Raw genomic sequence first — 23,731 nt, 5'->3', positions numbered from 1 at the left:
GCGAGAAAGTTGCCATGTGGCGTTTCTATGCAACGGCGCTGGGCATGGCTATCATGCGGGCCTCATTGTGAGGCGATACTTGCATGCTGACGTTGTTAAAACTCTTGAAAGATGGTCGTTTCCATTCCGGGGAGGCGCTTGGTGTTGCTTTGGGGATCAGCCGGAGTGCTGTCTGGAAGCAGCTACAGCATCTCGAGGCGGAGTTGGGCCTCACTATTCATAAGGTACGCGGTCGCGGTTACCAGTTGCGAGCGCCATTGACGCTGCTCGATCCGGCCGGTGTCGCTGAGTATTCGCCGTCCAGCCAATGGCCGGTGCTGGTGTTTGACTCGCTTGATTCAACCAATGCCGAGGCCCTGCGTTCAATCGAGCGCGGGATGGCCGCGCCGTTCCTGGTACTTGCGGAGCGACAAACTGCCGGTCGTGGTCGCCGGGGTCGCAAGTGGGTCAGTCCCTTTGCCGAAAACCTTTACTACAGCCTCGTGCTGCGTATCGATGGTGGTATGCGCCAGCTAGAAGGCCTGAGCCTGGTGGTGGGCCTTGCCGTGATGGAGACCTTGAGAGATCTGGGTATTGCCGGTGCGGGGTTGAAGTGGCCAAACGATGTTCTGGTTGGCGAGAAAAAGATCGCCGGCATATTGTTGGAGTTGGTCGGAGATCCTGCTGACGTGTGTCATGTTGTCCTGGGTGTCGGGATCAACGTGAATATGCAAGAGGCCGATGAGGTCGACCAGCAGTGGACCTCCATGTATCTGGAGGCGGGCAGGGCGTTTGATCGCAATTTGCTGGTGGCACGCCTCGGCGGCGTGCTCCAGGAGCACCTGAATCGTCACCAGTCTTCAGGTTTTGCGGTACTGCAGGCGCAGTGGGAGCAAGGGCACCTCTGGCAAGGGCGTGCGGTGTCGCTGATTGCCGGGGTCAATCGGATCGACGGTGTGGTGATGGGCATCGACGGGCAAGGTGCGCTGCGCTTGAAGGTCGACGGCGTGGAAAAGGTTTTTAGTGGTGGCGAGCTAAGTTTGAGGCTGCGCGATGATTCTTGAGCTCGACTGTGGGAATAGCTTTATCAAGTGGCGTGTGCTGCATGCAGACGCTACGCATCTGGTTGCCGAGGGGGTAGTGGATTCGGACCTGGCCCTGCTGGACGGTCTGCGCGGATGTGCGGGGCTGGATCTCAAGCACTGTCGCCTGGTCAGTGTGCGCACCAACGATGAAACGGCCGCGCTGGTGAAGGCATTGGCTGATGCGTTTGGCGTTGTCGCGCTGTGTGCGGCGCCATCCCGGGCGATGTCCGGGGTTGAGAATGGTTACGAGGATTTTCAGCGACTAGGACTCGATCGCTGGCTGGCCATGCTCGGCGCCTATCACCTGGCCGCAGGCGCCTGTCTGGTGCTGGATTTCGGTACGGCACTGACGGCTGACTTTATTGCTGCCGATGGCAAGCACCTGGGGGGCTTCATTTGCCCTGGTATGCCCTTGATGCGTCATCAATTACGCACGCACACTCGGCGCATTCGTTATGACGATGTCGCGGCCACCAGGGCGCTGGAAAGTTTCGCGCCGGGTCGCAATACGGTTGAGGCGGTAGAACGTGGTTGCTCATTGATGCTGCGTGGGTTCGTCCTGACGCAGCTGGAGCTGGCGCGTGAGTATTGGGGGGAAGGTTTTACCGTATTTCTCACCGGTGGCGACGCGGACCTGGTGTCCGGGGTCGTCCCGCAAGCGCGGGTGGTGCCGGATCTTGTATTTGTGGGCCTGGCCATGGCCTGTCCATTGTCCTGAGGTTCTTATGCGTTGGTTGTTTCTGCTGTTGTTGGTTCTTAACGTCTTCTATTACGTCTGGCATCAGCAGGAGGTCCCCTTGCGTGCCAAGGACGTCACGCCGCTGAGTCTGTATAAGGGCTCGCAGCAGGATATCCGTCTGTTGAGTGAAACCAAGGACTCCGCAGCGGCGCGCGACAAGTCCAGGGCGGAGTTGGCGGATGAGAACTGCCTGTACTTAGGGGGCTTTGCTCGCCAGGAGACGGCTAGAGCATTTGAGGGGCGTTTAGCAGCGCTCGATATTACGGTGCAGCAGCTGGCGACTTCGCTGCCAGATTCAGCCGGCTTCTGGATGCGCGTATCCCCTCAAACCCGGTATTTGGCCGATGACGCTGCCTTGCAGAAGCTTGTTAATGAATTCAATGAGTTAAAACATAAAATAATGCGGTGCGAGGGGGTTGCAACTGCTCAATAGGTTGCATAGAATGGCGCCCGCTACGCAGTGAAGGCCTTTAACGGCAAGCATCGCGAAGCACGGTCAACGCAGCTAACCTCAGGTTTTTAATGAGAAAATGCTTGACAGAAGGCTGGCATGATGTAGAATGCCGGCTCGCTTAGGAGGGGTTCCCGAGCGGCCAAAGGGATCAGACTGTAAATCTGACGTCTACGACTTCGAAGGTTCGAATCCTTCCCCCTCCACCATTTTTAGCGTGAGCTGCAAGCTTACGCGGGTATAGTTTAGTGGTAGAACCTCAGCCTTCCAAGCTGATGATGCGGGTTCGATTCCCGCTACCCGCTCCAAGTTCGCAGGTTGTGCAAGGTGTTTCGCTCTTGTAGCTCAGTTGGTAGAGCACACCCTTGGTAAGGGTGAGGTCAGCGGTTCAAATCCGCTCAAGAGCTCCATATAACAAGGCAGATATGAAAATATCTGCCTTTGTTTTAATGGCTAGTGTGACTTGTTTAATTCTTCTCTGTAGGGGTGAATTCGATGGCTAAGGAAAAGTTCGAACGTAATAAGCCGCACGTCAACGTAGGCACCATTGGTCACGTCGACCACGGTAAAACTACTCTGACAGCTGCTCTGACTCGCGTCTGCTCCGAAGTATTCGGTTCGGCGAAGGTTGACTTCGACAAGATCGATAGCGCCCCTGAAGAAAAAGCTCGTGGCATTACCATTAATACCGCTCACGTTGAGTACGATTCGGCTGTGCGTCACTATGCGCACGTTGACTGTCCAGGTCACGCCGACTACGTAAAAAACATGATTACCGGTGCTGCTCAGATGGATGGCGCTATTCTGGTTTGCTCGGCCGCTGATGGTCCGATGCCGCAAACTCGTGAGCACATCCTGTTGTCCCGCCAGGTAGGCGTTCCGTACATCGTGGTCTTCCTGAACAAGGCTGACATGGTTGACGACGCTGAGCTCCTGGAGCTGGTTGAGATGGAAGTGCGTGACTTGCTCAGCACTTACGATTTCCCGGGTGATGACACTCCGATCATCATTGGTTCGGCGCTGATGGCGCTGAATGGTCAAGACGACAACGAGATGGGTACTACTGCCGTCAAGAAGTTGGTCGAGACCCTGGATACCTATATTCCGCAGCCTGAGCGTGCTATCGACAAGCCGTTCCTGATGCCAATTGAAGACGTATTCTCGATCTCTGGTCGTGGTACGGTTGTGACTGGTCGTGTTGAGCGTGGCATCGTTCGCATCCAGGAAGAAGTTGAGATCGTTGGTCTGCGTGACACGGTCAAGACGACTTGCACGGGTGTAGAGATGTTTCGCAAGCTGCTGGACGAAGGTCGTGCTGGTGAGAACTGCGGCGTTCTGCTGCGTGGCACCAAGCGTGATGACGTTGAGCGTGGTCAGGTCCTGGTCAAGCCGGGTACTGTCAAGCCGCACACCAAGTTCACTGCAGAGGTTTACGTTCTGAGCAAGGAAGAGGGTGGTCGTCATACGCCATTCTTCAAAGGCTACCGTCCACAGTTCTATTTCCGGACCACTGATGTGACCGGTAACTGCGAGCTGCCGGAAGGCGTCGAAATGGTAATGCCAGGTGACAACATCCAGATGACTGTCACTTTGATCAAGACCATTGCGATGGAAGATGGTCTGCGTTTCGCTATCCGTGAAGGCGGTCGTACCGTCGGCGCTGGCGTCGTAGCCAAAGTAATCGAGTAAGTTGTTGTAATGTCTTTTTCAGGCCGGCATAATGGTCGGCCTGATTTTGTTTTAGGTCAGTAGCTCAATTGGCAGAGCGACGGTCTCCAAAACCGTAGGTTGGGGGTTCGATTCCCTCCTGACCTGCCAGATTCACTCAGTGTGTCTGGCTTTCTTTTCACAGGATCTTCATAGATGACTCCTAAGGCTGAAGCTCAAGGCTCTCGCTTCGATCTGCTTAAGTGGCTAGTAGTAGCTGCTTTGGTGGTTGTTGGCGTTGTTGGCAATCAGTATTACTCTGCTTCGCCGATCCTGTACCGCGTACTCGCTTTGCTTGCCATAGCTGCTGTAGCTGCCTTTGTAGGCTTGCAGACAGCGAAGGGCAAGTCTTTCTTTGTACTGGTTAAGGAAGCTCGCACCGAGATTCGTAAAGTCGTGTGGCCAACTCGCCAAGAAACCACGCAGACCACCCTGATTGTGGTGGCTGTTGTTCTGGTTATGGCGTTGCTGTTGTGGGGGCTTGATTCCCTGCTCGGTTGGCTTGTTTCCTTGATTGTTGGCTAAGGGTGTCCCGTGGCTAAGCGTTGGTACGTTGTGCATGCTTACTCGGGTTACGAGAAGCATGTCATGCGCTCGTTGGTAGAGCGCGTAAAGCTGGCTGGCATGGAAGATGGCTTCGGCGAAATTCTGGTTCCCACTGAAGAAGTGGTTGAAATGCGTAATGGCCAGAAGCGCAAAAGCGAGCGTAAGTTCTTCCCTGGTTATGTGCTGGTCCAGATGGATATGAATGAGGGTACTTGGCACTTGGTCAAGGACACTCCTCGTGTGATGGGTTTCATTGGCGGTACTGCTGATAAGCCTGCGCCGATCACTGATAAAGAGGCAGAAGCGATTCTGCGTCGTGTTGCTGATGGTAGCGACAAGCCGAAGCCGAAGACGTTGTTCGAGCCGGGCGAAGTGGTTCGTGTCACCGACGGTCCGTTTGCCGATTTTAATGGCACGGTCGAAGAAGTTAACTACGAAAAGAGCCGGATCCAAGTGGCAGTGCTCATTTTCGGTCGCTCTACTCCGGTAGAGCTAGAGTTCAGCCAGGTCGAAAAGGTCTAGCCGAACAAGCATCCCAACCCCGCAGCCCTAGGCTGTGGGGTTTTGTCGTCACTGGGATAAACGCGCAAGTAACCGGGGAGCCTCTCGAGGCGTTTGAACCCGTAATTGGAGTGCCTCATGGCCAAGAAGATTACCGCTTACATCAAGCTGCAAGTGAAGGCCGCTCAGGCTAACCCAAGCCCACCTGTTGGTCCGGCCCTGGGTCAGCACGGCGTGAACATCATGGAATTCTGCAAGGCTTTCAACGCCCGTACTCAGGGTCTTGAGCCAGGTCTGCCGACTCCAGTGATCATCACTGTCTACAGCGACCGTAGCTTCACGTTCGAAACCAAGTCGACCCCTGCTTCGGTTCTGCTGAAGAAGGCTGCTGGTCTGACTAGCGGTTCCGCTCGTCCTAACACCGTTAAGGTTGGCACCGTAACTCGTGCTCAGCTGGAAGAAATCGCGAAAACCAAAAACGCGGATCTGACTGCAGCTGATATGGAAGCAGCCGTGCGTACTATCGCCGGTTCTGCTCGTAGCATGGGCCTTAACGTGGAGGGTGTGTAATGGCTAAGCTGACCAAGCGCCAAAAGGCTATCGCCGGCAAAATCGAAGCGGGCAAGTCCTACAACTTTGTAGACGCTGCTGCCCTGCTGACCGAGCTGTCGACTGTCAAGTTCAGCGAGTCCGTTGACGTTGCTGTAAACCTGGGCGTTGACCCACGTAAATCCGACCAGGTCGTTCGTAGCGCTACTGTGCTGCCACACGGTACTGGCAAGACTGTACGTGTTGCTGTCTTCACCCAAGGCCCGGCAGCTGAAGCTGCTCTGGCCGCTGGCGCCGATCGCGTTGGCATGGACGACCTGGCTGCCGAAATGAAAGGCGGCGACCTGAACTATGACGTAGTAATTGCTTCCCCGGATGCAATGCGCGTTGTAGGTCAGTTGGGTCAGATCCTCGGTCCACGTGGTCTGATGCCTAACCCTAAAGTCGGCACCGTAACTCCAGACGTAGCTACCGCGGTTAAAAACGCCAAGGCTGGTCAGGTTCGTTATCGCACCGACAAAAACGGCATCATCCACACTTCCGTTGGCAAGGTCGGTTTCGACGCCGTCAAGCTGAAGGAAAACGTTGAAGCCCTGATCGCTGATCTGAAGCGTATCAAGCCAGCTTCCTCGAAAGGTATCTACGTCAAGCGCGTTACCCTGAGCACCACTATGGGCCCAGGTCTGGTCATCGACCAAGGCTCGCTGGACGTATAAGCAATACATTGGCGTGAGTAATCACGCCAATTGAAAAATTGGGGTCCCTGCCTGGCGGGGGCTATCCAAGACCGTAGGCGACGCAAGTCTTAAACCACAAGCCTACGCAGATGGTGCTCCCGGTTCCTTACCGAATCAGACACCAAAACGACATCCGGCTCCGGCCAGATGAAACGGTAACAAGCAGGAGTTAAACCCGTGGCAATTAATCTCGAAGACAAGAAGGCCATCGTCGCTGAAGTCAACGAGGCTGCCAAAGCTGCTCTGTCCGCTGTCGTGGCTGATGCCCGTGGTGTGACAGTAGGCGCTATGACCGGACTCCGTAAAGAGGCTCGTGAAGCTGGCGTATACGTACGTGTTGTACGTAACACCCTGCTCAAGCGCGCTGTTGCTGACACTGAATACAGTGTCCTCAACGACGTGTTCACTGGCCCGACTCTGATCGCGTTCTCCAAAGATCATCCAGGCGCTGCTGCCCGTTTGTTCAAGGAATTCGCCAAGAGTCAGGATAAGTTCGAGATCAAGGCAGCTGCGTTCGAGGGCAAGTTCCTCGCAGCTAACCAAATCGACGTACTGGCAACACTGCCGACCCGTAACGAAGCTATTTCTCAGCTGATGAGCGTGATTCAAGGCGCTACCAGCAAGTTGGCTCGTACTCTGGCTGCAGTTCGCGAGCAAAAAGAAGCTGCCGCAGCCTAAGGCTGAGCACTTTCTCTCGCGTATTTTTGTTTATTTCGATGGCCGCGTAGGCCGTCCCCCAATTCAGGAAATACAGCAATGTCTATCTCCCAAGACGATATCCTCAACGCCGTAGCTGAAATGTCGGTTCTGCAGGTTGTTGAGCTGATCAAAGCTTTCGAAGAAAAATTCGGCGTTTCCGCTGCTGCTGCATCGGCAGGTCCTGCTGCTGCTGCCGCTGTTGTTGAAGAGCAAACCGAATTCAACGTCATGCTGACCGAAGCTGGCGAGAAGAAAGTAAACGTGATCAAGGCAGTACGTGAACTGACCGGTCTGGGCCTGAAAGAAGCCAAGGCTGTAGTTGACGGCGCTCCTGCCATGGTTCTGGAAGCTGTTTCGAAAGACGCAGCTGACAAAGCCAAAGCAACTCTGGAAGAAGCAGGCGCTAAAGTCGAGCTGAAGTAAGCTTCGACTTTGCGTCTCCAGCCCGAGCGTTAAGCGAAAGGCTGATGGCTGGTGGCTCTTGCCACCGGCCTTTTTCCGTTATTGGCAGCCGATTGGGTCGGTGTCGATAACGTGCTGTAACCACCCGATGCGGTGGCGCAAACCATGGGGTTTGCACGATTTTCTGGCTGCTCCCGTCGGGAGGGGCCAAACAAGCAGGTGACCAAGCTGGGGAACGCTGATGGCTTACTCATATACTGAGAAAAAACGTATCCGCAAGGACTTTAGCAAGTTGCCGGACGTCATGGATGTGCCTTACCTCCTGGCCATCCAGCTGGATTCGTATCGTGAATTCTTGCAAGCGGGAGCGACTAAAGATCAGTTCCGCGACGTGGGCCTGCATGCGGCCTTCAAATCCGTTTTCCCGATCATCAGCTACTCCGGCAATGCTGCGCTGGAGTACGTCGGTTATCGCCTGGGCGAACCGGCATTTGATGTCAAAGAATGCGTATTGCGCGGTGTAACTTACGCCGTACCTTTGCGGGTAAAAGTGCGCCTGATCATTTTCGACAAAGAATCGTCGAACAAAGCGATCAAGGACATCAAAGAGCAAGAAGTCTACATGGGTGAAATCCCCCTGATGACTGAGAACGGTACCTTCGTAATCAACGGTACCGAGCGTGTAATCGTTTCCCAGCTGCACCGTTCCCCGGGCGTGTTCTTCGACCACGACCGTGGCAAGACGCACAGCTCCGGCAAACTGCTGTACTCGGCGCGGATCATTCCTTACCGCGGTTCGTGGCTGGACTTCGAGTTCGACCCGAAAGACTGCGTATTCGTGCGTATCGACCGTCGTCGCAAGCTGCCTGCATCGGTACTGCTGCGCGCGCTGGGCTATACCACTGAAGAAGTGCTGGACGCGTTCTACACCACCAACGTATTCCACGTGAAAGGCGAGAGCCTGAGCCTGGAGCTGGTGCCTCAGCGCCTGCGCGGTGAAATTGCTGTCCTGGATATCCTGGATGACAAAGGCAAGGTTATTGTCGAGCAAGGTCGTCGTATCACCGCTCGCCACATCAATCAGCTGGAAAAAGCCGGGATCAAAGAGCTGGAAGTACCTCTGGACTACGTCCTGGGCCGTACTACCGCCAAGGTCATCGTGCACCCGGCAACCGGCGAAATCCTGGCAGAGTGCAACACCGAGCTGAACACCGAGATCCTGGCGAAAATCGCCAAGTCGCAGGTTGTTCGCATCGAGACTCTGTACACCAACGATATCGACTGCGGTCCGTTCGTCTCCGACACCCTGAAGATCGACTCCACCAGCAACCAATTGGAAGCGCTGGTCGAGATCTATCGCATGATGCGTCCAGGCGAGCCGCCAACCAAAGACGCTGCCGAGACCCTGTTCAACAACCTGTTCTTCAGCCCTGAGCGCTATGACCTGTCTGCGGTCGGCCGGATGAAGTTCAACCGTCGTATCGGTCGTACCGAGATCGAAGGTTCGGGCGTGCTGTGCAAGGAAGACATCGTCGCGGTACTGAAGACCTTGGTCGACATCCGTAACGGTAAAGGCATCGTCGATGACATCGACCACCTGGGTAACCGTCGTGTTCGCTGCGTAGGCGAAATGGCCGAGAACCAGTTCCGCGTTGGCCTGGTACGTGTTGAGCGTGCGGTCAAAGAGCGTCTGTCGATGGCTGAAAGCGAAGGCCTGATGCCGCAAGACCTGATCAACGCCAAGCCAGTGGCTGCGGCGGTGAAAGAGTTCTTCGGTTCCAGCCAGCTGTCCCAGTTCATGGACCAGAACAACCCGCTGTCCGAGATCACCCACAAGCGTCGTGTCTCTGCACTCGGCCCGGGCGGTCTGACTCGTGAGCGTGCAGGTTTTGAAGTTCGTGACGTACACCCGACGCACTACGGTCGTGTTTGCCCGATCGAAACGCCGGAAGGTCCGAACATTGGTCTGATCAACTCCTTGGCCGCTTATGCGCGCACCAACCAGTACGGCTTCCTCGAAAGCCCGTACCGCGTGGTGAAAGACGCTCTGGTCACCGACGAGATCGTGTTCCTGTCCGCCATCGAAGAAGCTGATCACGTGATCGCTCAGGCTTCGGCCACGATGAACGACAAGAAAGTCCTGATCGACGAGCTGGTAGCTGTTCGTCACCTGAACGAGTTCACCGTCAAGGCGCCGGAAGACGTCACCCTGATGGACGTGTCGCCCAAGCAGGTGGTTTCGGTTGCAGCGTCGCTGATCCCGTTCCTCGAGCACGATGACGCCAACCGTGCCTTGATGGGTTCGAACATGCAGCGTCAAGCTGTACCAACCCTGCGCGCTGACAAGCCGTTGGTCGGTACTGGCATGGAGCGTAACGTAGCCCGTGACTCCGGCGTTTGCGTCGTGGCTCGTCGTGGTGGTGTTATCGATTCCGTCGACGCCAGCCGTATCGTGGTTCGTGTTGCGGATGACGAAGTTGAAACCGGTGAAGCCGGTGTCGACATCTACAACCTGACCAAATACACCCGCTCCAACCAGAACACCTGCATCAACCAGCGTCCGCTGGTGCGTAAGGGTGATCGGGTTCAGCGTAGCGACATCATGGCCGACGGCCCGTCCACCGATATGGGTGAGCTGGCACTGGGTCAGAACATGCGCATCGCCTTCATGGCATGGAACGGCTTCAACTTCGAAGACTCCATCTGCCTGTCGGAACGTGTAGTTCAGGAAGACCGCTTCACCACGATCCACATTCAGGAACTGACCTGTGTGGCACGTGACACCAAGCTTGGGCCAGAGGAAATCACTGCCGACATCCCGAACGTGGGTGAAGCGGCACTGAACAAGCTGGACGAAGCCGGTATCGTTTACGTAGGTGCTGAAGTAGGCGCTGGCGACATCCTGGTGGGTAAGGTCACTCCGAAAGGCGAGACCCAACTGACTCCGGAAGAAAAACTGCTGCGTGCGATCTTCGGTGAAAAAGCCAGCGACGTTAAAGACACTTCCCTGCGCGTACCAACCGGTACCAAGGGCACTGTCATCGACGTACAGGTCTTCACCCGTGACGGCGTTGAGCGTGATGCTCGTGCACTGTCCATCGAGAAGACCCAGCTCGACGAGATCCGCAAGGATCTGAACGAAGAGTTCCGTATCGTTGAAGGCGCGACTTTCGAACGTCTGCGTTCCGCTCTGGTCGGCCACAAAGCCGAAGGCGGCGCCGGCCTGAAGAAAGGTCAGGACATCACCGACGAAGTACTCGACGGTCTTGAGCACGGCCAGTGGTTCAAGCTGCGCATGGCTGAAGATGCTCTGAACGAGCAGCTCGAGAAGGCTCAGGCCTACATCGTTGATCGCCGCCGTCTGCTGGACGACAAGTTCGAAGACAAGAAGCGCAAACTGCAGCAGGGCGATGACCTGGCTCCAGGCGTGCTGAAAATCGTCAAGGTTTACCTGGCAATCCGTCGTCGCATCCAGCCGGGCGACAAGATGGCCGGTCGTCACGGTAACAAAGGTGTGGTCTCCGTGATCATGCCGGTTGAAGACATGCCGCACGATGCCAATGGCACCCCGGTCGACGTCGTCCTCAACCCACTGGGCGTACCTTCGCGTATGAACGTTGGTCAGATTCTCGAAACTCACCTGGGCCTCGCGGCCAAGGGCTTGGGCGAGAAGATCAACCGCATGATCGAAGAGCAGCGTAAGGTTGCCGAGCTGCGCAAGTTCCTGCACGAGATCTACAACGAGATCGGCGGGCGTCAGGAAAGTCTTGATGACTTCTCCGACCAGGAGATCCTGGATCTGGCGAAAAACCTGCGTGGCGGCGTACCAATGGCCACTCCAGTGTTCGACGGCGCCAAGGAAAGCGAAATCAAGGCCATGCTGAAACTGGCAGACCTGCCAGAAAGCGGCCAGATGCAGCTGACCGACGGCCGTACCGGCAACAAGTTCGAGCGCCCGGTTACCGTTGGCTACATGTACATGCTGAAGCTGAACCACTTGGTAGACGACAAGATGCACGCTCGTTCTACCGGTTCGTACAGCCTGGTTACCCAGCAGCCGCTGGGTGGTAAGGCGCAGTTCGGTGGTCAGCGTTTCGGGGAGATGGAGGTCTGGGCACTGGAAGCATACGGTGCTGCATACACTCTGCAAGAAATGCTCACAGTGAAGTCGGACGATGTGAACGGCCGGACCAAGATGTACAAAAACATCGTGGACGGCGATCACCGTATGGAGCCGGGCATGCCCGAGTCCTTCAACGTGTTGATCAAAGAAATTCGTTCCCTCGGCATCGATATCGATCTGGAAACCGAATAACACGTGACGTGAATCGAGAGCGGGGCAGGATTGCCCGCTCTCTGCTCCGCCAGGAGGAAAGGCCTTGAAAGACCTACTGAATTTGCTGAAAAACCAGGGTCAAGTCGAAGAGTTCGACGCCATCCGTATCGGATTGGCATCGCCTGAGATGATCCGTTCGTGGTCGTTCGGTGAAGTTAAAAAGCCGGAAACCATCAACTACCGTACGTTCAAACCAGAACGTGACGGCCTGTTCTGCGCCAAGATCTTTGGCCCGGTAAAGGATTACGAGTGCCTGTGCGGTAAGTACAAGCGCTTGAAGCACCGTGGTGTGATCTGCGAGAAGTGCGGCGTTGAAGTTGCACTGGCAAAAGTTCGTCGTGAGCGCATGGCGCACATCGAACTGGCCTCGCCAGTTGCCCACATCTGGTTCCTGAAATCGCTGCCGTCGCGTATCGGCTTGCTGATGGACATGACCCTGCGTGATATCGAACGCGTTCTCTACTTCGAGAGCTACGTCGTTATCGATCCAGGCATGACCACCCTTGAAAAAGGTCAGCTGCTCAACGACGAGCAGTACTTCGAAGCGCTGGAGGAGTTCGGCGATGACTTTGATGCCCGCATGGGTGCCGAAGCTGTCCGCGAACTGCTGCACGCTATCGACCTGGAGCACGAGATTGGCCGCCTGCGTGAAGAAATTCCGCAAACCAACTCGGAAACCAAAATCAAGAAGCTGTCCAAGCGTCTGAAGTTGATGGAAGCCTTCCAGGGTTCCGGCAACCTTCCAGAATGGATGGTGCTGACCGTTCTGCCGGTTCTGCCGCCAGATCTGCGTCCACTGGTCCCGCTGGATGGCGGTCGTTTCGCGACTTCCGACCTCAACGATCTGTATCGTCGAGTGATCAACCGTAACAACCGTTTGAAGCGCCTGCTGGATCTGTCTGCTCCGGACATCATCGTGCGCAACGAAAAGCGTATGTTGCAGGAAGCTGTCGATGCGCTGCTCGACAACGGTCGTCGTGGCCGCGCTATCACCGGTTCCAACAAGCGTCCTCTGAAATCCCTGGCTGACATGATCAAGGGTAAGCAAGGTCGTTTCCGTCAGAACTTGCTCGGTAAGCGTGTTGACTACTCTGGTCGTTCGGTAATTACCGTAGGCCCGACCCTGCGTCTGCACCAGTGCGGTCTGCCGAAGAAAATGGCTCTCGAGCTGTTCAAGCCGTTCATTTTCGGCAAGCTGGAAATGCGTGGTCTCGCTACCACCATCAAAGCTGCCAAGAAGATGGTCGAGCGCGAGCTGCCAGAGGTTTGGGACGTTCTCGCTGAAGTGATCCGTGAACACCCGGTTCTCCTCAACCGTGCACCGACCCTTCACCGTCTGGGTATCCAAGCGTTTGAACCGGTACTGATCGAAGGTAAGGCTATCCAGCTGCACCCGCTGGTCTGCGCCGCGTACAACGCCGACTTCGACGGCGACCAAATGGCCGTGCACGTACCGCTGACGCTGGAAGCCCAGCTCGAAGCGCGTGCGTTGATGATGTCGACCAACAACATTCTGTCGCCAGCCAACGGTGAGCCAATCATCGTTCCGTCGCAGGACGTTGTATTGGGTCTGTACTACATGACGCGTGAAGCGATCAACGCCAAGGGCGAAGGTCGTGTGTTCGCGGATCTGCAGGAAGTTGACCGTGTGTTCCGTGCCGGCGAAGCCGCACTGCACGCGAAAGTCAAAGTGCGGATCAACGAAACCGTCAATGACCGTGATGGCGGCAGCGTGACCAACACCCGTATCGTCGACACCACTGTCGGCCGTGCGCTGTTGTTCCAGGTTGTGCCAAAAGGTCTGTCGTACGACGTCGTCAACCTGCCAATGAAGAAAAAGGCGATCTCCAAGCTGATCAACCAGTGCTACCGCGTGGTTGGTTTGAAAGAGACCGTGATCTTCGCTGACCAGTTGATGTACACAGGTTTTGCCTATTCGACCATTTCCGGCGTTTCCATCGGTGTTAACGACTTCGTTATCCCGGATGAAAAAGCTCGCATCATCGGTGCTGCCACCGACGAAGTGAAAGAAATCGAAAGTCAGTACGCCTCCGGCCTGGTAACCCAGGGCGAGAAGTACAACAAAGTGATCGACCTTTGGTCCAAGGCGAACGACGAAGTTTCCAAGGCGATGATGGCCAACCTCTCGAAAGAGAAAGTCATCGACCGTCATGGCGTCGAAGTCGAGCAAGAGTCCTTCAACTCGATGTACATGATGGCCGACTCGGGCGCACGGGGTTCTGCTGCGCAGATCCGTCAGCTCGCCGGTATGCGTGGCCTGATGGCCAAGCCGGACGGTTCCATCATCGAAACGCCGATTACTGCGAACTTCCGTGAAGGTTTGAGCGTACTCCAGTACTTCATCTCCACTCACGGTGCTCGTAAAGGTCTGGCGGATACCGCGTTGAAAACCGCTAACTCCGGTTACCTGACTCGTCGTCTGGTAGACGTGGCACAAGATCTGGTTGTAACCGAGATCGATTGCGGCACCGAGCACGGCCTGCTGATGACTCCGCACATTGAAGGCGGTGACGTTGTGGAGCCGCTGGGTGAGCGCGTATTGGGTCGTGTTATCGCCCGTGACGTGTTCAAGCCAGGTACCGAGGACGTCATCGTTCCTGCTGGCACCCTGGTAGATGAGAAGTGGGTCGAGTTCATCGAGCTGAACAGCATCGACGAAGTGATCGTGCGTTCGCCGATCAGTTGCGAAACCCGCTACGGCATCTGCGCCAAGTGCTACGGCCGTGATCTGGCTCGTGGTCACCAGGTGAACATCGGTGAAGCGGTTGGCGTTATCGCTGCCCAGTCCATCGGTGAGCCGGGTACCCAGCTGACCATGCGTACGTTCCACATCGGTGGTGCGGCAAGCCGGACCTCCGCAGCCGACAGCGTTCAGGTGAAGAATGGCGGTACCGTCCGTCTGCATAACCTGAAGCACGTTGAGCGAGTGGATGGTTGCCTGGTTGCTGTGTCCCGTTCCGGTGAGCTGGCGATTGCTGATGACTACGGTCGTGAGCGTGAGCGCTACAAGCTGCCGTACGGTGCTGTGATTTCGGTTAAAGAGGGTGACAAGGTCGACGCTGGCGCAATCGTGGCCAAGTGGGATCCGCACACTCACCCAATCGTTACCGAAATGAAAGGTACCGTGACCTACGTGGGCATGGAAGAAGGCATCACGATCAAGCGTCAGACTGACGAATTGACCGGTATGACCAACATTGAAGTACTCGACGCCAAAGATCGTCCAGCTGCTGGTAAAGACATCCGTCCTGCCGTGAAGATGGTCGACGACAACGGCAAGGATCTGTTGCTGCCAGGCACTGACGTAATCGCTCAGTACTTCCTGCCAGCCAACGCCTTGGTCGGTGTAGCGGATGGTGCGAAAATCGCGATCGGTGATGTTATCGCGCGTATTCCGCAAGAGACTTCGAAGACCCGTGACATCACCGGTGGTCTGCCGCGTGTTGCCGACTTGTTCGAAGCTCGTCGTCCGAAAGAAGCCTCGATTCTGGCTGAAGTCAGCGGCACCATCGCGTTCGGTAAAGAGACCAAAGGCAAGCGCCGTCTGGTTATCACTCCGAACGACGGTACCGATCCGTACGAAGAGCTGATTCCTAAGTGGCGTCACCTGAACGTCTTCGAAGGCGAACAGGTAAACCGCGGCGAAGTTATCTCCGACGGCCCGAGCGATCCACACGACATCCTGCGTCTGCTGGGTGTGAGTGCGCTGGCCAAGTACATTGTTAACGAGATCCAGGACGTTTACCGTCTGCAAGGCGTGAAGATCAACGATAAGCACATCGAGACCATCCTGCGTCAGATGCTGCGTAAAGTTGAAATCGCTGAATCTGGCGATTCCACTTTCATCAAGGGCGACCAGATGGAATTGACTCACGTCCTGGTAGAGAACGAGCGTTTGGCTGGCGACGACAAGTTCGTCTCCAAGTTCACTCGCGTTCTGCTGGGTATCACCAAGGCGTCGTTGTCCACCGAATCGTTCATCTCGGCGGCCTCTTTCCAAGAGACCACCCGCGTACTGACCGAAGCGGCGGTAACCGGCAAGCGCGATTACCTGCGCGGCCTGAAAGAAAACGTGGTCGTGGGTCGTCTGATCCCGGCGGGTACCGGTCTGGCTTATCACAGCGAGCGTAAGCGTCGCCGTGATGCTGACAAACCGTTGCGCGTAAGCGCCAGTGAAGTGGAAGCTGCACTGACCGAAGCGCTGAACTCGAGCGGTAACTGAGTTCTGCGACAAATGAGCGTAAGGCCCTGACCGCTCCGTTCGTCGAATCCCGACAGTTTGTCGAGGTTCGATGGGCGGAGAGGTTGGGGCCTTGCCTTGACTGGGGACAAGATCCTCTTTAGACTCTTGTACCCCTAAATTTGGCGGGAATTCGTTCCTGCCATTTTGCTTTTCTTGCAAGACAATAGCGTCGCAAGACAACAGTGGAGCTAGTAGATGGCAACTATCAACCAGCTGGTACGTCAGCCGCGTAAGCGTATCGTCGAGAAATCCGACGTGCCTGCGCTGCAGAACTGCCCGCAACGTCGTGGCGTATGCACCCGTGTGTATACCACCACGCCGAAAAAACCTAACTCGGCACTGCGTAAAGTATGCCGTGTGCGTCTGACCAACGGTTTCGAGGTTTCCTCGTACATCGGCGGTGAAGGCCACAACCTGCAAGAGCACAGCGTGGTACTGATCCGCGGCGGTCGTGTAAAAGACTTGCCAGGTGTTCGTTACCACACCGTACGCGGCTCCTTGGATACTTCCGGCGTTAAAGGTCGTAACCAGGGTCGTTCGAAGTACGGTACCAAGAAGCCTAAGTAGTAGCGGCTTTTTGTAAAAACTGAATCATCTTATTTTCTGAGTCGATAAGAGTAAGGTCGGAGGCGTCCCGCAAGGGCACCGATTCCGAGCGAACCTGAAGACCGTTTGAGGGCTTATCCATGCCAAGAAGACGCGTAGCAGCCAAGCGCGAAGTGCTTGACGATCCAAAATACGGAAGCCAAATCCTGGCCAAGTTCATGAACCACGTGATGGAAAGCGGCAAGAAAGCCGTTGCCGAGCGTATCGTTTATGGCGCGCTGGAGAAGGTTAAAGAGCGCAAGAACAGCGATCCCCTGGAAATCTTCGAGAAAGCTCTCGACGCCATCGCTCCGCTGGTCGAAGTGAAGTCGCGCCGTGTAGGCGGTGCTACTTACCAGGTTCCGGTCGAAGTTCGCCCGTCCCGTCGTAACGCCCTGGCAATGCGCTGGTTGGTAGACTTCGCCCGTAAGCGCGGCGAGAAGTCTATGGCTCTGCGTTTGGCCGGCGAACTGTTGGATGCTGCTGAAGGTAAAGGTGCTGCTGTTAAGAAGCGTGAAGACGTGCACCGTATGGCCGAAGCTAACAAAGCTTTCTCGCACTACCGCTTCTAATTTTAGCTTCACTAATTTTGCGAGGGCTTTATGGCTCGTACTACTCCGATTAGTCGCTACCGTAACATCGGTATCGTCGCTCACGTGGATGCTGGTAAAACCACCACCACCGAGCGCGTCCTTTTTTACACTGGCAAAAGTCACAAGATGGGCGAGGTGCATGACGGCGCCGCGACCACAGACTGGATGGTGCAGGAGCAGGAGCGTGGTATTACCATTACTTCTGCTGCGATCACCGCCTTCTGGAAAGGTTCTGCCAAGCAGTACAAAGACGAGCATCGCTTCAACGTAATCGATACCCCGGGTCACGTAGACTTCACCATTGAAGTTGAACGTTCCCTGCGCGTACTCGACGGCGCTGTCGTTGTGTTCTGCGGTACTTCGGGTGTTGAGCCTCAGTCGGAAACCGTATGGCGTCAAGCCAACAAATACGGCGTTCCACGTCTTGTTTACGTCAACAAGATGGACCGTGCTGGTGCGAACTTCCTGCGCGTGATCGGTCAGATCAAGCAGCGTCTGGGTCACACTCCGGTGCCAATCCAGTTGGCCATTGGTTCGGAAGACAACTTCCAAGGGCAGATCGATCTGCTCAACATGGAAGCCGTCTACTGGAACGATGCTGACAAGGGCATGACTCCGCGTCGTGAAGCTATCCCTGCTGAGCTGCAGGAACTGGCTGACGAATGGCGCAACAACATGGTTGAGGCTGCTGCCGAAGCCAACGAAGAGCTGATGAACAAGTACCTCGAAGGTGAAGAACTCACCAACGAGGAGATCAAGGCTGCTCTGCGTCAGCGTACTATCGCTGGTGAGATCGTCTTGGCTGTTTGCGGTTCTTCCTTCAAGAACAAGGGTGTTCCCCTGGTTCTCGACGCCGTTATCGACTACCTGCCTGCACCTACCGATATTCCTGCCATCAAGGGTACTGACCCGGATGACGAGACTATCGAACTGGAGCGTCATGCAGACGATGCGGAGCCGTTCTCGGCTCTGGCGTTCAAGATCGCTACCGACCCATTCGTGGGTACTTTGACCTTCGTCCGCGTTTACTCGGGCGTGTTGAGCTCCGGCGACGGCGTGATCAACTCGGTTAAAGGCAAGAAAGAGCGCGTGGGTCGTATGGTGCAAATGCACGCAAACGCCCGTGAAGAGATCAAGGAAGTACGCGCTGGTGACATCGCGGCCCTGATCGGCATGAAGGACGTCACCACTGGTGAAACCCTCTGCAACGCTGACAAGCCAATCATCCTGGTTCGCATGGACTTCCCGGAGCCGGTTATTTCGGTTGCCGTAGAGCCTAAGACCAAGGACGACCAGGAAAAAATGGGTATCGCTCTGGGCAAGCTTGCTCAGGAAGATCCATCTTTCCGCGTTAAAACCGATGAAGAGACTGGTCAAACGATCATCTCCGGCATGGGCGAGCTGCACTTGGACATCCTGGTTGACCGGATGCGCCGTGAGTTCAACGTCGAAGCCAACATCGGCAAGCCTCAGGTTTCCTATCGTGAGCGCATCACGAAGAACTGTGAAATCGAAGGCAAGTTCGTTCGTCAGTCCGGCGGTCGTGGCCAGTTCGGTCACTGCTGGATTCGTTTTGCTCCTGCTGACGAAGGTCAGGAAGGTCTGCAATTCCTGAACGAAGTGGTAGGTGGTGTGGTTCCTAAGGAATACATCCCGGCTATCCAGAAGGGTATCGAAGAGCAGATGAAGAACGGCGTTGTTGCCGGCTATCCGCTGATCGGCCTGAAGGCTACCGTGTTTGATGGTTCTTACCACGACGTCGACTCCAACGAGATGGCGTTCAAGGTGGCTGCTTCCATGGCGACCAAGCAACTGGCCCAGAAGGGCGGTGGTGAGTTGCTCGAGCCGATCATGGCGGTAGAAGTTGTTACGCCTGAAGACTACATGGGTGACGTGATGGGCGACCTCAACCGTCGTCGCGGCATGATCCTGGGTATGGAAGACACGGTTTCCGGCAAGGTAATTCGTGCTGAAGTGCCGTTGGGTGAGATGTTCGGTTATGCAACCGACGTTCGCTCCATGTCCCAAGGTCGCGCAAGCTACTCCATGGAATTCAAAAAATACAATCCAGCTCCGACGCACATCGTCGAAACTGTCACCAAAAAACAAGGCTGATTCAGCCCTTTAGGCAAGGAGTTAATTGTCGTGGCTAAAGAAAAATTTGATCGTTCCCTACCGCACGTCAACGTTGGCACCATCGGTCACGTCGACCACGGTAAAACCACGCTGACTGCTGCTCTGACTCGCGTCTGCTCCGAAGTTTTCGGTTCGGCTGTTGTTGCTTTCGACAAAATCGACAGCGCTCCAGAAGAAAAGGCTCGTGGTATCACCATCAATACTGCGCACGTTGAATACAACTCGCTGATCCGTCACTACGCTCACGTTGACTGCCCAGGTCACGCTGACTACGTGAAGAACATGATCACCGGTGCTGCTCAGATGGACGGCGCTATCCTGGTTTGCTCGGCCGCTGATGGTCCGATGCCACAAACCCGTGAGCACATCCTGCTGTCCCGTCAGGTTGGCGTTCCGTACATCGTTGTCTTCCTGAACAAGGCTGACATGGTAGACGACGCTGAGCTGCTGGAACTGGTTGAGATGGAAGTGCGCGATCTGCTGAGCACTTACGACTTCCCAGGTGACGACACTCCGATCATCATCGGTTCGGCTCTGATGGCTCTGAACGGCCAAGACGACAACGAAATGGGCACCACTGCCGTTCGTAAACTGGTTGAGACTCTGGATAGCTACATCCCAGATCCAGTTCGTGTTATCGACAAGCCGTTCCTGATGCCAATCGAAGACGTATTCTCGATCTCGGGTCGCGGTACTGTTGTGACTGGTCGTATCGAGCGCGGTATCGTCAAGGTTCAGGATCCACTGGAAATCGTTGGTCTGCGTGACACTACCGTCACCACCTGCACCGGTGTTGAAATGTTCCGTAAGCTGCTCGACGAAGGTCGTGCTGGCGAGAACTGCGGCGTGCTGCTGCGCGGCACCAAGCGTGACGACGTTGAGCGTGGCCAGGTTCTGGTCAAGCCAGGTTCGGTTAAGCCGCACACTACCTTCGAAGCTGAAGTGTACGTGTTGAGCAAAGAAGAAGGCGGTCGTCACACTCCGTTCTTCAAAGGCTACCGTCCACAGTTCTACTTCCGGACCACTGACGTGACCGGTAACTGCGAACTGCCGGAAGGCGTTGAAATGGTAATGCCAGGCGACAACATCAAAATGGTTGTCACCCTGATCAAAACCATCGCAATGGAAGATGGTCTGCGTTTCGCTATCCGTGAAGGCGGTCGTACCGTCGGCGCTGGCGTCGTAGCCAAAATCATCGCTTAAGTAAGTGATGACTTGAAAAAAGCCCCCGCTCAGCGGGGGCTTTTTTTATTGAGTTGACACTGCGATAGCCCGTCTATAGAATTGCGCCTCCTTTTAACGGGCGTATTGCGCTCGCTGGGAATAGCAGCCGGAGTCTGAAATCCAATGCAAAATCAGCAAATCCGTATCAGGTTGAAGGCTTTTGACCATCGCCTGATCGACCAATCCACCCAGGAAATCGTGGAAACCGCGAAACGTACTGGTGCTCAAGTGCGTGGTCCAATTCCACTGCCTACCCGTAAAGAGCGGTTCACCGTTCTGGTCTCCCCGCACGTCAACAAAGACGCGCGTGACCAGTACGAGATCCGTACTCATAAGCGCGTTCTGGACATCGTCCAGCCAACGGATAAAACCGTTGATGCACTTATGAAGCTTGATCTTGCGGCCGGTGTGGAAGTGCAGATCAGCCTCGGCTAAGACTCGGTCTTAGTCGTGTAACGCTCTGAAATGGGCGGCCATAGCGGGTGAAAGCCCCGTACACTCATGAGGTTTACAACATGACTATTGGTGTAGTCGGTCGTAAATGCGGTATGACCCGTATTTTCACCGAAGAAGGTGTCTCCATTCCGGTCACGGTCATTGAGATCGAGCCGAATCGCGTCACCCAGTTCAAAACTGAAGAAACCGATGGCTATCGTGCAGTGCAAGTCACTGTCGGCGAGCGTCGCGCTTCGCGTGTTACAGCCGCTCAGGCTGGCCACTTCGCTAAGGCGAACGTTGCCGCTGGTCGTACCGTAATGGAATTCCGCCTTGAAGAAGGCGAGTACCAGGCCGGCGATCTGATCAACGCTGAAATCTTCGCTGCTGGTCAACTGGTTGATGTAACCGGTCAGTCCAAAGGTAAAGGCTTCCAGGGTACGATCAAGCGTTGGAACTTCCGCGGGCAAGATAATACCCACGGTAACTCCGTGTCCCACCGCGTTCCAGGCTCTATCGGCCAGTGCCAGACTCCTGGTCGTGTATTCAAGGGCAAAAAAATGTCCGGTCATATGGGCGCTGAGCGCGTGACCGTGCAGTCCCTCGAAGTAGTGCGCGTGGACGCTGAACGCAATCTGTTGTTGGTCAAGGGCGCTGTTCCTGGCGCTACTGGCGGCAACTTGGTTGTACGTCCAGCAGCCAAGGCTCGCGGTTAAGGGGAAGCTGACATGCAATTAAATGTAAATGACGCTCAAGCGATCGAAGTTTCCGAACTGACATTTGGCGGCGAGTTTAACGAGACGCTGGTTCACCAAGCAGTCGTGGCCTACATGGCTGGCGGCCGTCAGGGTAGCAAGCAGCAAAAGACCCGTTCCGACGTTCGTGGTGGCGGTAAGCGCCCATGGCGTCAGAAAGGTACTGGCCGTGCTCGTGCCGGTACTATCCGTAGCCCAATCTGGCGCGGCGGCGGCACCACTTTCGCAGCACGTCCACAGGATCACTCCCAGAAGCTGAACAAGAAGATGTATCGCGCAGCAATGCGTTCCATCCTTGCTGAGCTGGTGCGTACTGATCGTCTGGTCGTGGTTCAGGATTTCGCCGTTGAAACGCCGAAAACCAAAGACCTGCTGGGCAAGCTGAACAACATGAGCCTGACCGACGTTCTGATCGTGTCGGACGCTGTTGATCAGAACCTGTACCTGGCTGCTCGTAACCTGCCACACGTTGATGTACGTGACGTGCAAGGTTCCGATCCAGTTAGTCTGATCGCATACGACAAGGTGTTGATCACCGTGTCGGCCGTGAAGAAATTCGAGGAGCTGCTGGGATGAACCAGGAACGCGTATTTAAAGTTCTGCTTGGCCCGCACGTTTCCGAGAAGGCTACGGTTCTGGCAGACAAGAAAGGCCAGTTCGTTTTCAAGGTTGCTACTGATGCAACCAAGCTGGAAATCAAGAAGGCCGTCGAAAGCCTGTTCAGCGTGAAAGTAGAGCGTGTTACTACCCTGAATGTTCTGGGTAAGAGCAAGCGCACTGCTCGCGGTCTGGGCAAGCGTAATGACTGGAAGAAGGCAGTTATCTCCCTTCAGCCAGGCCAAGATCTCGATTTCAGCAGCAGTGCTGAGTAAGGAAGGGGTGCATCATGGCAATCGTTAAATGCAAACCGACTTCCCCTGGCCGCCGTTTTGTGGTCAAGGTGGTCAACCAGGAGCTGCATAAAGGCGCTCCTCACGCACCGCTGCTCGAGAAAAAATCGAAGACTGGTGGTCGTAACAACAATGGCCGTATTACTACCCGTCATATCGGTGGTGGTCATAAGCAGCATTATCGTATGGTCGATTTCCGTCGCAACGACAAAGATGGCATCGTCGCCACTGTCGAGCGTATCGAATACGATCCAAACCGTACTGCTCACATCGCACTGCTGTGCTACGCAGACGGCGAGCGCCGCTACATCATCGCCCCTAAAGGCGTGAGTGCTGGCGACCAGCTGATCGCAGGCGCACTGGCTCCAATCAAGCCAGGCAACGCTCTGCAACTGCGCAACATTCCAGTCGGTTCCACCGTACACGGCATCGAACTGAAGCCGGGTAAAGGCGCTCAGATCGCTCGTTCCGCTGGTGCTTCGGCTCAGTTGATCGCTCGTGAAGGCGTTTACGTGACCCTGCGTCTGCGTTCCGGTGAAATGCGTAAAGTCCTGGCTGAATGCCGTGCGACCCTGGGCGAAGTCTCGAACTCCGAGCACAGCCTGCGTTCGCTGGGTAAAGCTGGTGCCAAACGCTGGCGTGGCGTTCGCCCAACCGTTCGTGGTGTTGCCATGAACCCGGTTGACCACCCACATGGTGGTGGTGAAGGTCGTACCTCTGGTGGTCGTCATCCGGTATCGCCATGGGGCTTCCCGACTAAGGGCGCGAAGACTCGTGGTAATAAGCGTACCGACAAAATGATCGTCCGTCGTCGCAAGTAAATAGAGGGATACGACAGTGCCACGTTCTCTGAAAAAAGGTCCTTTTATCGATCTTCACCTACTGAAGAAGATCGAAGTGGCGGCGGAAAAGAATGATCGCAAACCGGTGAAAACCTGGTCGCGTCGTTCGATGATCCTGCCACAAATGGTCGGTCTGACCATCGCAGTACACAACGGTCGTCAACACGTCCCAGTTCTCGTTAACGAAGACATGGTCGGCCACAAACTGGGCGAGTTCGCCGGTACCCGCACTTATCGTGGGCACGTGGCAGACAAGAAAGCCAAGCGTTAAGGGGT

Annotated in this window: 22 protein-coding genes and 4 tRNA genes; all 26 read left to right on the top strand. The window is 55.6% G+C overall.

What is annotated here, in order from left to right:
* The first annotated feature begins 83 nt into the window (after positions 1 to 83).
* The 26 genes from birA to rpsS all read left to right on the top strand — a co-directional run bounded on the left by birA (position 84) and on the right by rpsS (position 23,726).
* Positions 84 to 1,043 (top strand): bifunctional biotin--[acetyl-CoA-carboxylase] ligase/biotin operon repressor BirA, encoded by a 960-nt coding sequence (gene birA, locus H7995_RS25395; protein WP_166591491.1) that lies wholly within the window; start codon positions 84 to 86, stop codon positions 1,041 to 1,043.
* Positions 1,033 to 1,782, top strand: coding sequence for a pantothenate kinase (locus H7995_RS25390; protein WP_166591490.1), 750 nt, complete (start codon positions 1,033 to 1,035; stop codon positions 1,780 to 1,782). The genes birA and H7995_RS25390 overlap by 11 nt, the downstream gene beginning before the upstream one ends.
* Before the next feature lie 7 nt (positions 1,783 to 1,789).
* Positions 1,790 to 2,236, top strand: coding sequence for a hypothetical protein (locus H7995_RS25385; protein WP_166591489.1), 447 nt, complete (start codon positions 1,790 to 1,792; stop codon positions 2,234 to 2,236).
* Between the two features lie 142 nt (positions 2,237 to 2,378).
* Positions 2,379 to 2,463 (top strand) — tRNA-Tyr (locus tag H7995_RS25380).
* A gap of 25 nt (positions 2,464 to 2,488) precedes the next feature.
* Positions 2,489 to 2,562: transfer RNA gene (locus H7995_RS25375), tRNA-Gly, on the top strand.
* A gap of 26 nt (positions 2,563 to 2,588) precedes the next feature.
* Positions 2,589 to 2,664, top strand: a tRNA-Thr gene (locus H7995_RS25370).
* An 85-nt stretch (positions 2,665 to 2,749) separates the two neighbouring features.
* Positions 2,750 to 3,943: an elongation factor Tu gene (tuf, locus tag H7995_RS25365; RefSeq protein ID WP_010467251.1), complete on the top strand. Its 1,194-nt coding sequence runs from the start codon at positions 2,750 to 2,752 to the stop codon at positions 3,941 to 3,943.
* Between the two features lie 53 nt (positions 3,944 to 3,996).
* Positions 3,997 to 4,072, top strand: a tRNA-Trp gene (locus H7995_RS25360).
* A 45-nt stretch (positions 4,073 to 4,117) separates the two neighbouring features.
* The gene (gene secE / locus H7995_RS25355) at positions 4,118 to 4,486 is read left to right on the top strand and encodes a preprotein translocase subunit SecE (RefSeq protein WP_095147411.1); all 369 of its coding nucleotides are present in this window, start codon (positions 4,118 to 4,120) and stop codon (positions 4,484 to 4,486) included.
* Between the two features lie 9 nt (positions 4,487 to 4,495).
* Positions 4,496 to 5,029 (top strand): transcription termination/antitermination protein NusG, encoded by a 534-nt coding sequence (gene nusG / locus H7995_RS25350; protein ID WP_003186097.1) that lies wholly within the window; start codon positions 4,496 to 4,498, stop codon positions 5,027 to 5,029.
* A gap of 117 nt (positions 5,030 to 5,146) precedes the next feature.
* Complete coding sequence (gene rplK / locus H7995_RS25345; RefSeq protein WP_007933726.1) at positions 5,147 to 5,578, top strand: 50S ribosomal protein L11; 432 nt, start codon at positions 5,147 to 5,149, stop codon at positions 5,576 to 5,578.
* Complete coding sequence (gene rplA, locus H7995_RS25340; RefSeq protein ID WP_003176434.1) at positions 5,578 to 6,273, top strand: 50S ribosomal protein L1; 696 nt, start codon at positions 5,578 to 5,580, stop codon at positions 6,271 to 6,273. The genes rplK and rplA overlap by 1 nt, the downstream gene beginning before the upstream one ends.
* A 198-nt stretch (positions 6,274 to 6,471) precedes the next feature.
* Positions 6,472 to 6,972: a 50S ribosomal protein L10 gene (rplJ, locus tag H7995_RS25335; protein ID WP_003176433.1), complete on the top strand. Its 501-nt coding sequence runs from the start codon at positions 6,472 to 6,474 to the stop codon at positions 6,970 to 6,972.
* A gap of 78 nt (positions 6,973 to 7,050) precedes the next feature.
* Positions 7,051 to 7,416 (top strand): 50S ribosomal protein L7/L12, encoded by a 366-nt coding sequence (rplL, locus tag H7995_RS25330; protein WP_025215758.1) that lies wholly within the window; start codon positions 7,051 to 7,053, stop codon positions 7,414 to 7,416.
* Between the two features lie 220 nt (positions 7,417 to 7,636).
* Positions 7,637 to 11,710 carry a DNA-directed RNA polymerase subunit beta gene (rpoB, locus tag H7995_RS25325; RefSeq protein WP_166591488.1) on the top strand — a complete coding sequence of 1,358 codons (4,074 nt, stop codon included), beginning with the start codon at positions 7,637 to 7,639 and terminating at the stop codon, positions 11,708 to 11,710.
* Between the two features lie 64 nt (positions 11,711 to 11,774).
* On the top strand, positions 11,775 to 15,974 hold the full coding sequence (gene rpoC / locus H7995_RS25320; RefSeq protein WP_166591487.1) for a DNA-directed RNA polymerase subunit beta': 4,200 nt from the start codon (positions 11,775 to 11,777) through the stop codon (positions 15,972 to 15,974).
* Between the two features lie 216 nt (positions 15,975 to 16,190).
* The gene (rpsL, locus tag H7995_RS25315) at positions 16,191 to 16,562 is read left to right on the top strand and encodes a 30S ribosomal protein S12 (RefSeq protein ID WP_002555494.1); all 372 of its coding nucleotides are present in this window, start codon (positions 16,191 to 16,193) and stop codon (positions 16,560 to 16,562) included.
* Positions 16,563 to 16,681: 119 nt separating this feature from the next.
* A complete protein-coding gene (gene rpsG / locus H7995_RS25310; protein WP_002555493.1) occupies positions 16,682 to 17,152 on the top strand; it encodes a 30S ribosomal protein S7 in 471 nt (156 codons plus the stop codon).
* A 30-nt stretch (positions 17,153 to 17,182) separates the two neighbouring features.
* Positions 17,183 to 19,288 carry an elongation factor G gene (gene fusA / locus H7995_RS25305; protein ID WP_185819081.1) on the top strand — a complete coding sequence of 702 codons (2,106 nt, stop codon included), beginning with the start codon at positions 17,183 to 17,185 and terminating at the stop codon, positions 19,286 to 19,288.
* A gap of 30 nt (positions 19,289 to 19,318) precedes the next feature.
* On the top strand, positions 19,319 to 20,512 hold the full coding sequence (tuf, locus tag H7995_RS25300; protein ID WP_150582439.1) for an elongation factor Tu: 1,194 nt from the start codon (positions 19,319 to 19,321) through the stop codon (positions 20,510 to 20,512).
* A 144-nt stretch (positions 20,513 to 20,656) separates the two neighbouring features.
* A complete protein-coding gene (gene rpsJ, locus H7995_RS25295; protein ID WP_003186070.1) occupies positions 20,657 to 20,968 on the top strand; it encodes a 30S ribosomal protein S10 in 312 nt (103 codons plus the stop codon).
* An 80-nt stretch (positions 20,969 to 21,048) separates the two neighbouring features.
* Complete coding sequence (rplC, locus tag H7995_RS25290; RefSeq protein WP_003186059.1) at positions 21,049 to 21,684, top strand: 50S ribosomal protein L3; 636 nt, start codon at positions 21,049 to 21,051, stop codon at positions 21,682 to 21,684.
* Between the two features lie 12 nt (positions 21,685 to 21,696).
* Positions 21,697 to 22,299: a 50S ribosomal protein L4 gene (gene rplD / locus H7995_RS25285; protein ID WP_003228735.1), complete on the top strand. Its 603-nt coding sequence runs from the start codon at positions 21,697 to 21,699 to the stop codon at positions 22,297 to 22,299.
* A complete protein-coding gene (rplW, locus tag H7995_RS25280) occupies positions 22,296 to 22,595 on the top strand; it encodes a 50S ribosomal protein L23 (RefSeq protein ID WP_002555488.1) in 300 nt (99 codons plus the stop codon). Before rplD ends, rplW begins: the two co-directional genes overlap by 4 nt.
* 14 nt (positions 22,596 to 22,609) lie before the next feature.
* The gene (gene rplB / locus H7995_RS25275) at positions 22,610 to 23,434 is read left to right on the top strand and encodes a 50S ribosomal protein L2 (RefSeq protein WP_003228734.1); all 825 of its coding nucleotides are present in this window, start codon (positions 22,610 to 22,612) and stop codon (positions 23,432 to 23,434) included.
* 16 nt (positions 23,435 to 23,450) lie between these two features.
* The gene (gene rpsS / locus H7995_RS25270) at positions 23,451 to 23,726 is read left to right on the top strand and encodes a 30S ribosomal protein S19 (protein ID WP_002555486.1); all 276 of its coding nucleotides are present in this window, start codon (positions 23,451 to 23,453) and stop codon (positions 23,724 to 23,726) included.
* Positions 23,727 to 23,731 lie beyond the last annotated feature (5 nt).

It is taken from the genome of Pseudomonas kielensis, from assembly GCF_014236655.1.
Classification (GTDB): domain Bacteria; phylum Pseudomonadota; class Gammaproteobacteria; order Pseudomonadales; family Pseudomonadaceae; genus Aquipseudomonas; species Aquipseudomonas kielensis.
This window is presented reverse-complemented; position numbering and strand designations above follow the sequence as displayed.

Excerpts from the sequence above, each read along its gene's own strand:
- tuf (WP_010467251.1), top strand. The coding sequence starts at position 2,750 with ATGGCTAAGGAAAAGTTCGAACGTAATAAGCCGCACGTCAACGTAGGC.
- rplW (WP_002555488.1), top strand. The coding sequence starts at position 22,296 with ATGAACCAGGAACGCGTATTTAAAGTTCTGCTTGGCCCGCACGTTTCC.
- rplK (WP_007933726.1), top strand. The coding sequence starts at position 5,147 with ATGGCCAAGAAGATTACCGCTTACATCAAGCTGCAAGTGAAGGCCGCT.
- rplL (WP_025215758.1), top strand. The coding sequence starts at position 7,051 with ATGTCTATCTCCCAAGACGATATCCTCAACGCCGTAGCTGAAATGTCG.
- H7995_RS25390 (WP_166591490.1), top strand. The coding sequence starts at position 1,033 with ATGATTCTTGAGCTCGACTGTGGGAATAGCTTTATCAAGTGGCGTGTG.
- fusA (WP_185819081.1), top strand. The coding sequence starts at position 17,183 with ATGGCTCGTACTACTCCGATTAGTCGCTACCGTAACATCGGTATCGTC.
- rpoB (WP_166591488.1), top strand. The coding sequence starts at position 7,637 with ATGGCTTACTCATATACTGAGAAAAAACGTATCCGCAAGGACTTTAGC.
- rpsL (WP_002555494.1), top strand. The coding sequence starts at position 16,191 with ATGGCAACTATCAACCAGCTGGTACGTCAGCCGCGTAAGCGTATCGTC.
- H7995_RS25385 (WP_166591489.1), top strand. The coding sequence starts at position 1,790 with ATGCGTTGGTTGTTTCTGCTGTTGTTGGTTCTTAACGTCTTCTATTAC.
- birA (WP_166591491.1), top strand. The coding sequence starts at position 84 with ATGCTGACGTTGTTAAAACTCTTGAAAGATGGTCGTTTCCATTCCGGG.
- secE (WP_095147411.1), top strand. The coding sequence starts at position 4,118 with ATGACTCCTAAGGCTGAAGCTCAAGGCTCTCGCTTCGATCTGCTTAAG.
- rplD (WP_003228735.1), top strand. The coding sequence starts at position 21,697 with ATGCAATTAAATGTAAATGACGCTCAAGCGATCGAAGTTTCCGAACTG.
- rplA (WP_003176434.1), top strand. The coding sequence starts at position 5,578 with ATGGCTAAGCTGACCAAGCGCCAAAAGGCTATCGCCGGCAAAATCGAA.
- rplC (WP_003186059.1), top strand. The coding sequence starts at position 21,049 with ATGACTATTGGTGTAGTCGGTCGTAAATGCGGTATGACCCGTATTTTC.
- rplB (WP_003228734.1), top strand. The coding sequence starts at position 22,610 with ATGGCAATCGTTAAATGCAAACCGACTTCCCCTGGCCGCCGTTTTGTG.
- rpsG (WP_002555493.1), top strand. The coding sequence starts at position 16,682 with ATGCCAAGAAGACGCGTAGCAGCCAAGCGCGAAGTGCTTGACGATCCA.
- rpsJ (WP_003186070.1), top strand. The coding sequence starts at position 20,657 with ATGCAAAATCAGCAAATCCGTATCAGGTTGAAGGCTTTTGACCATCGC.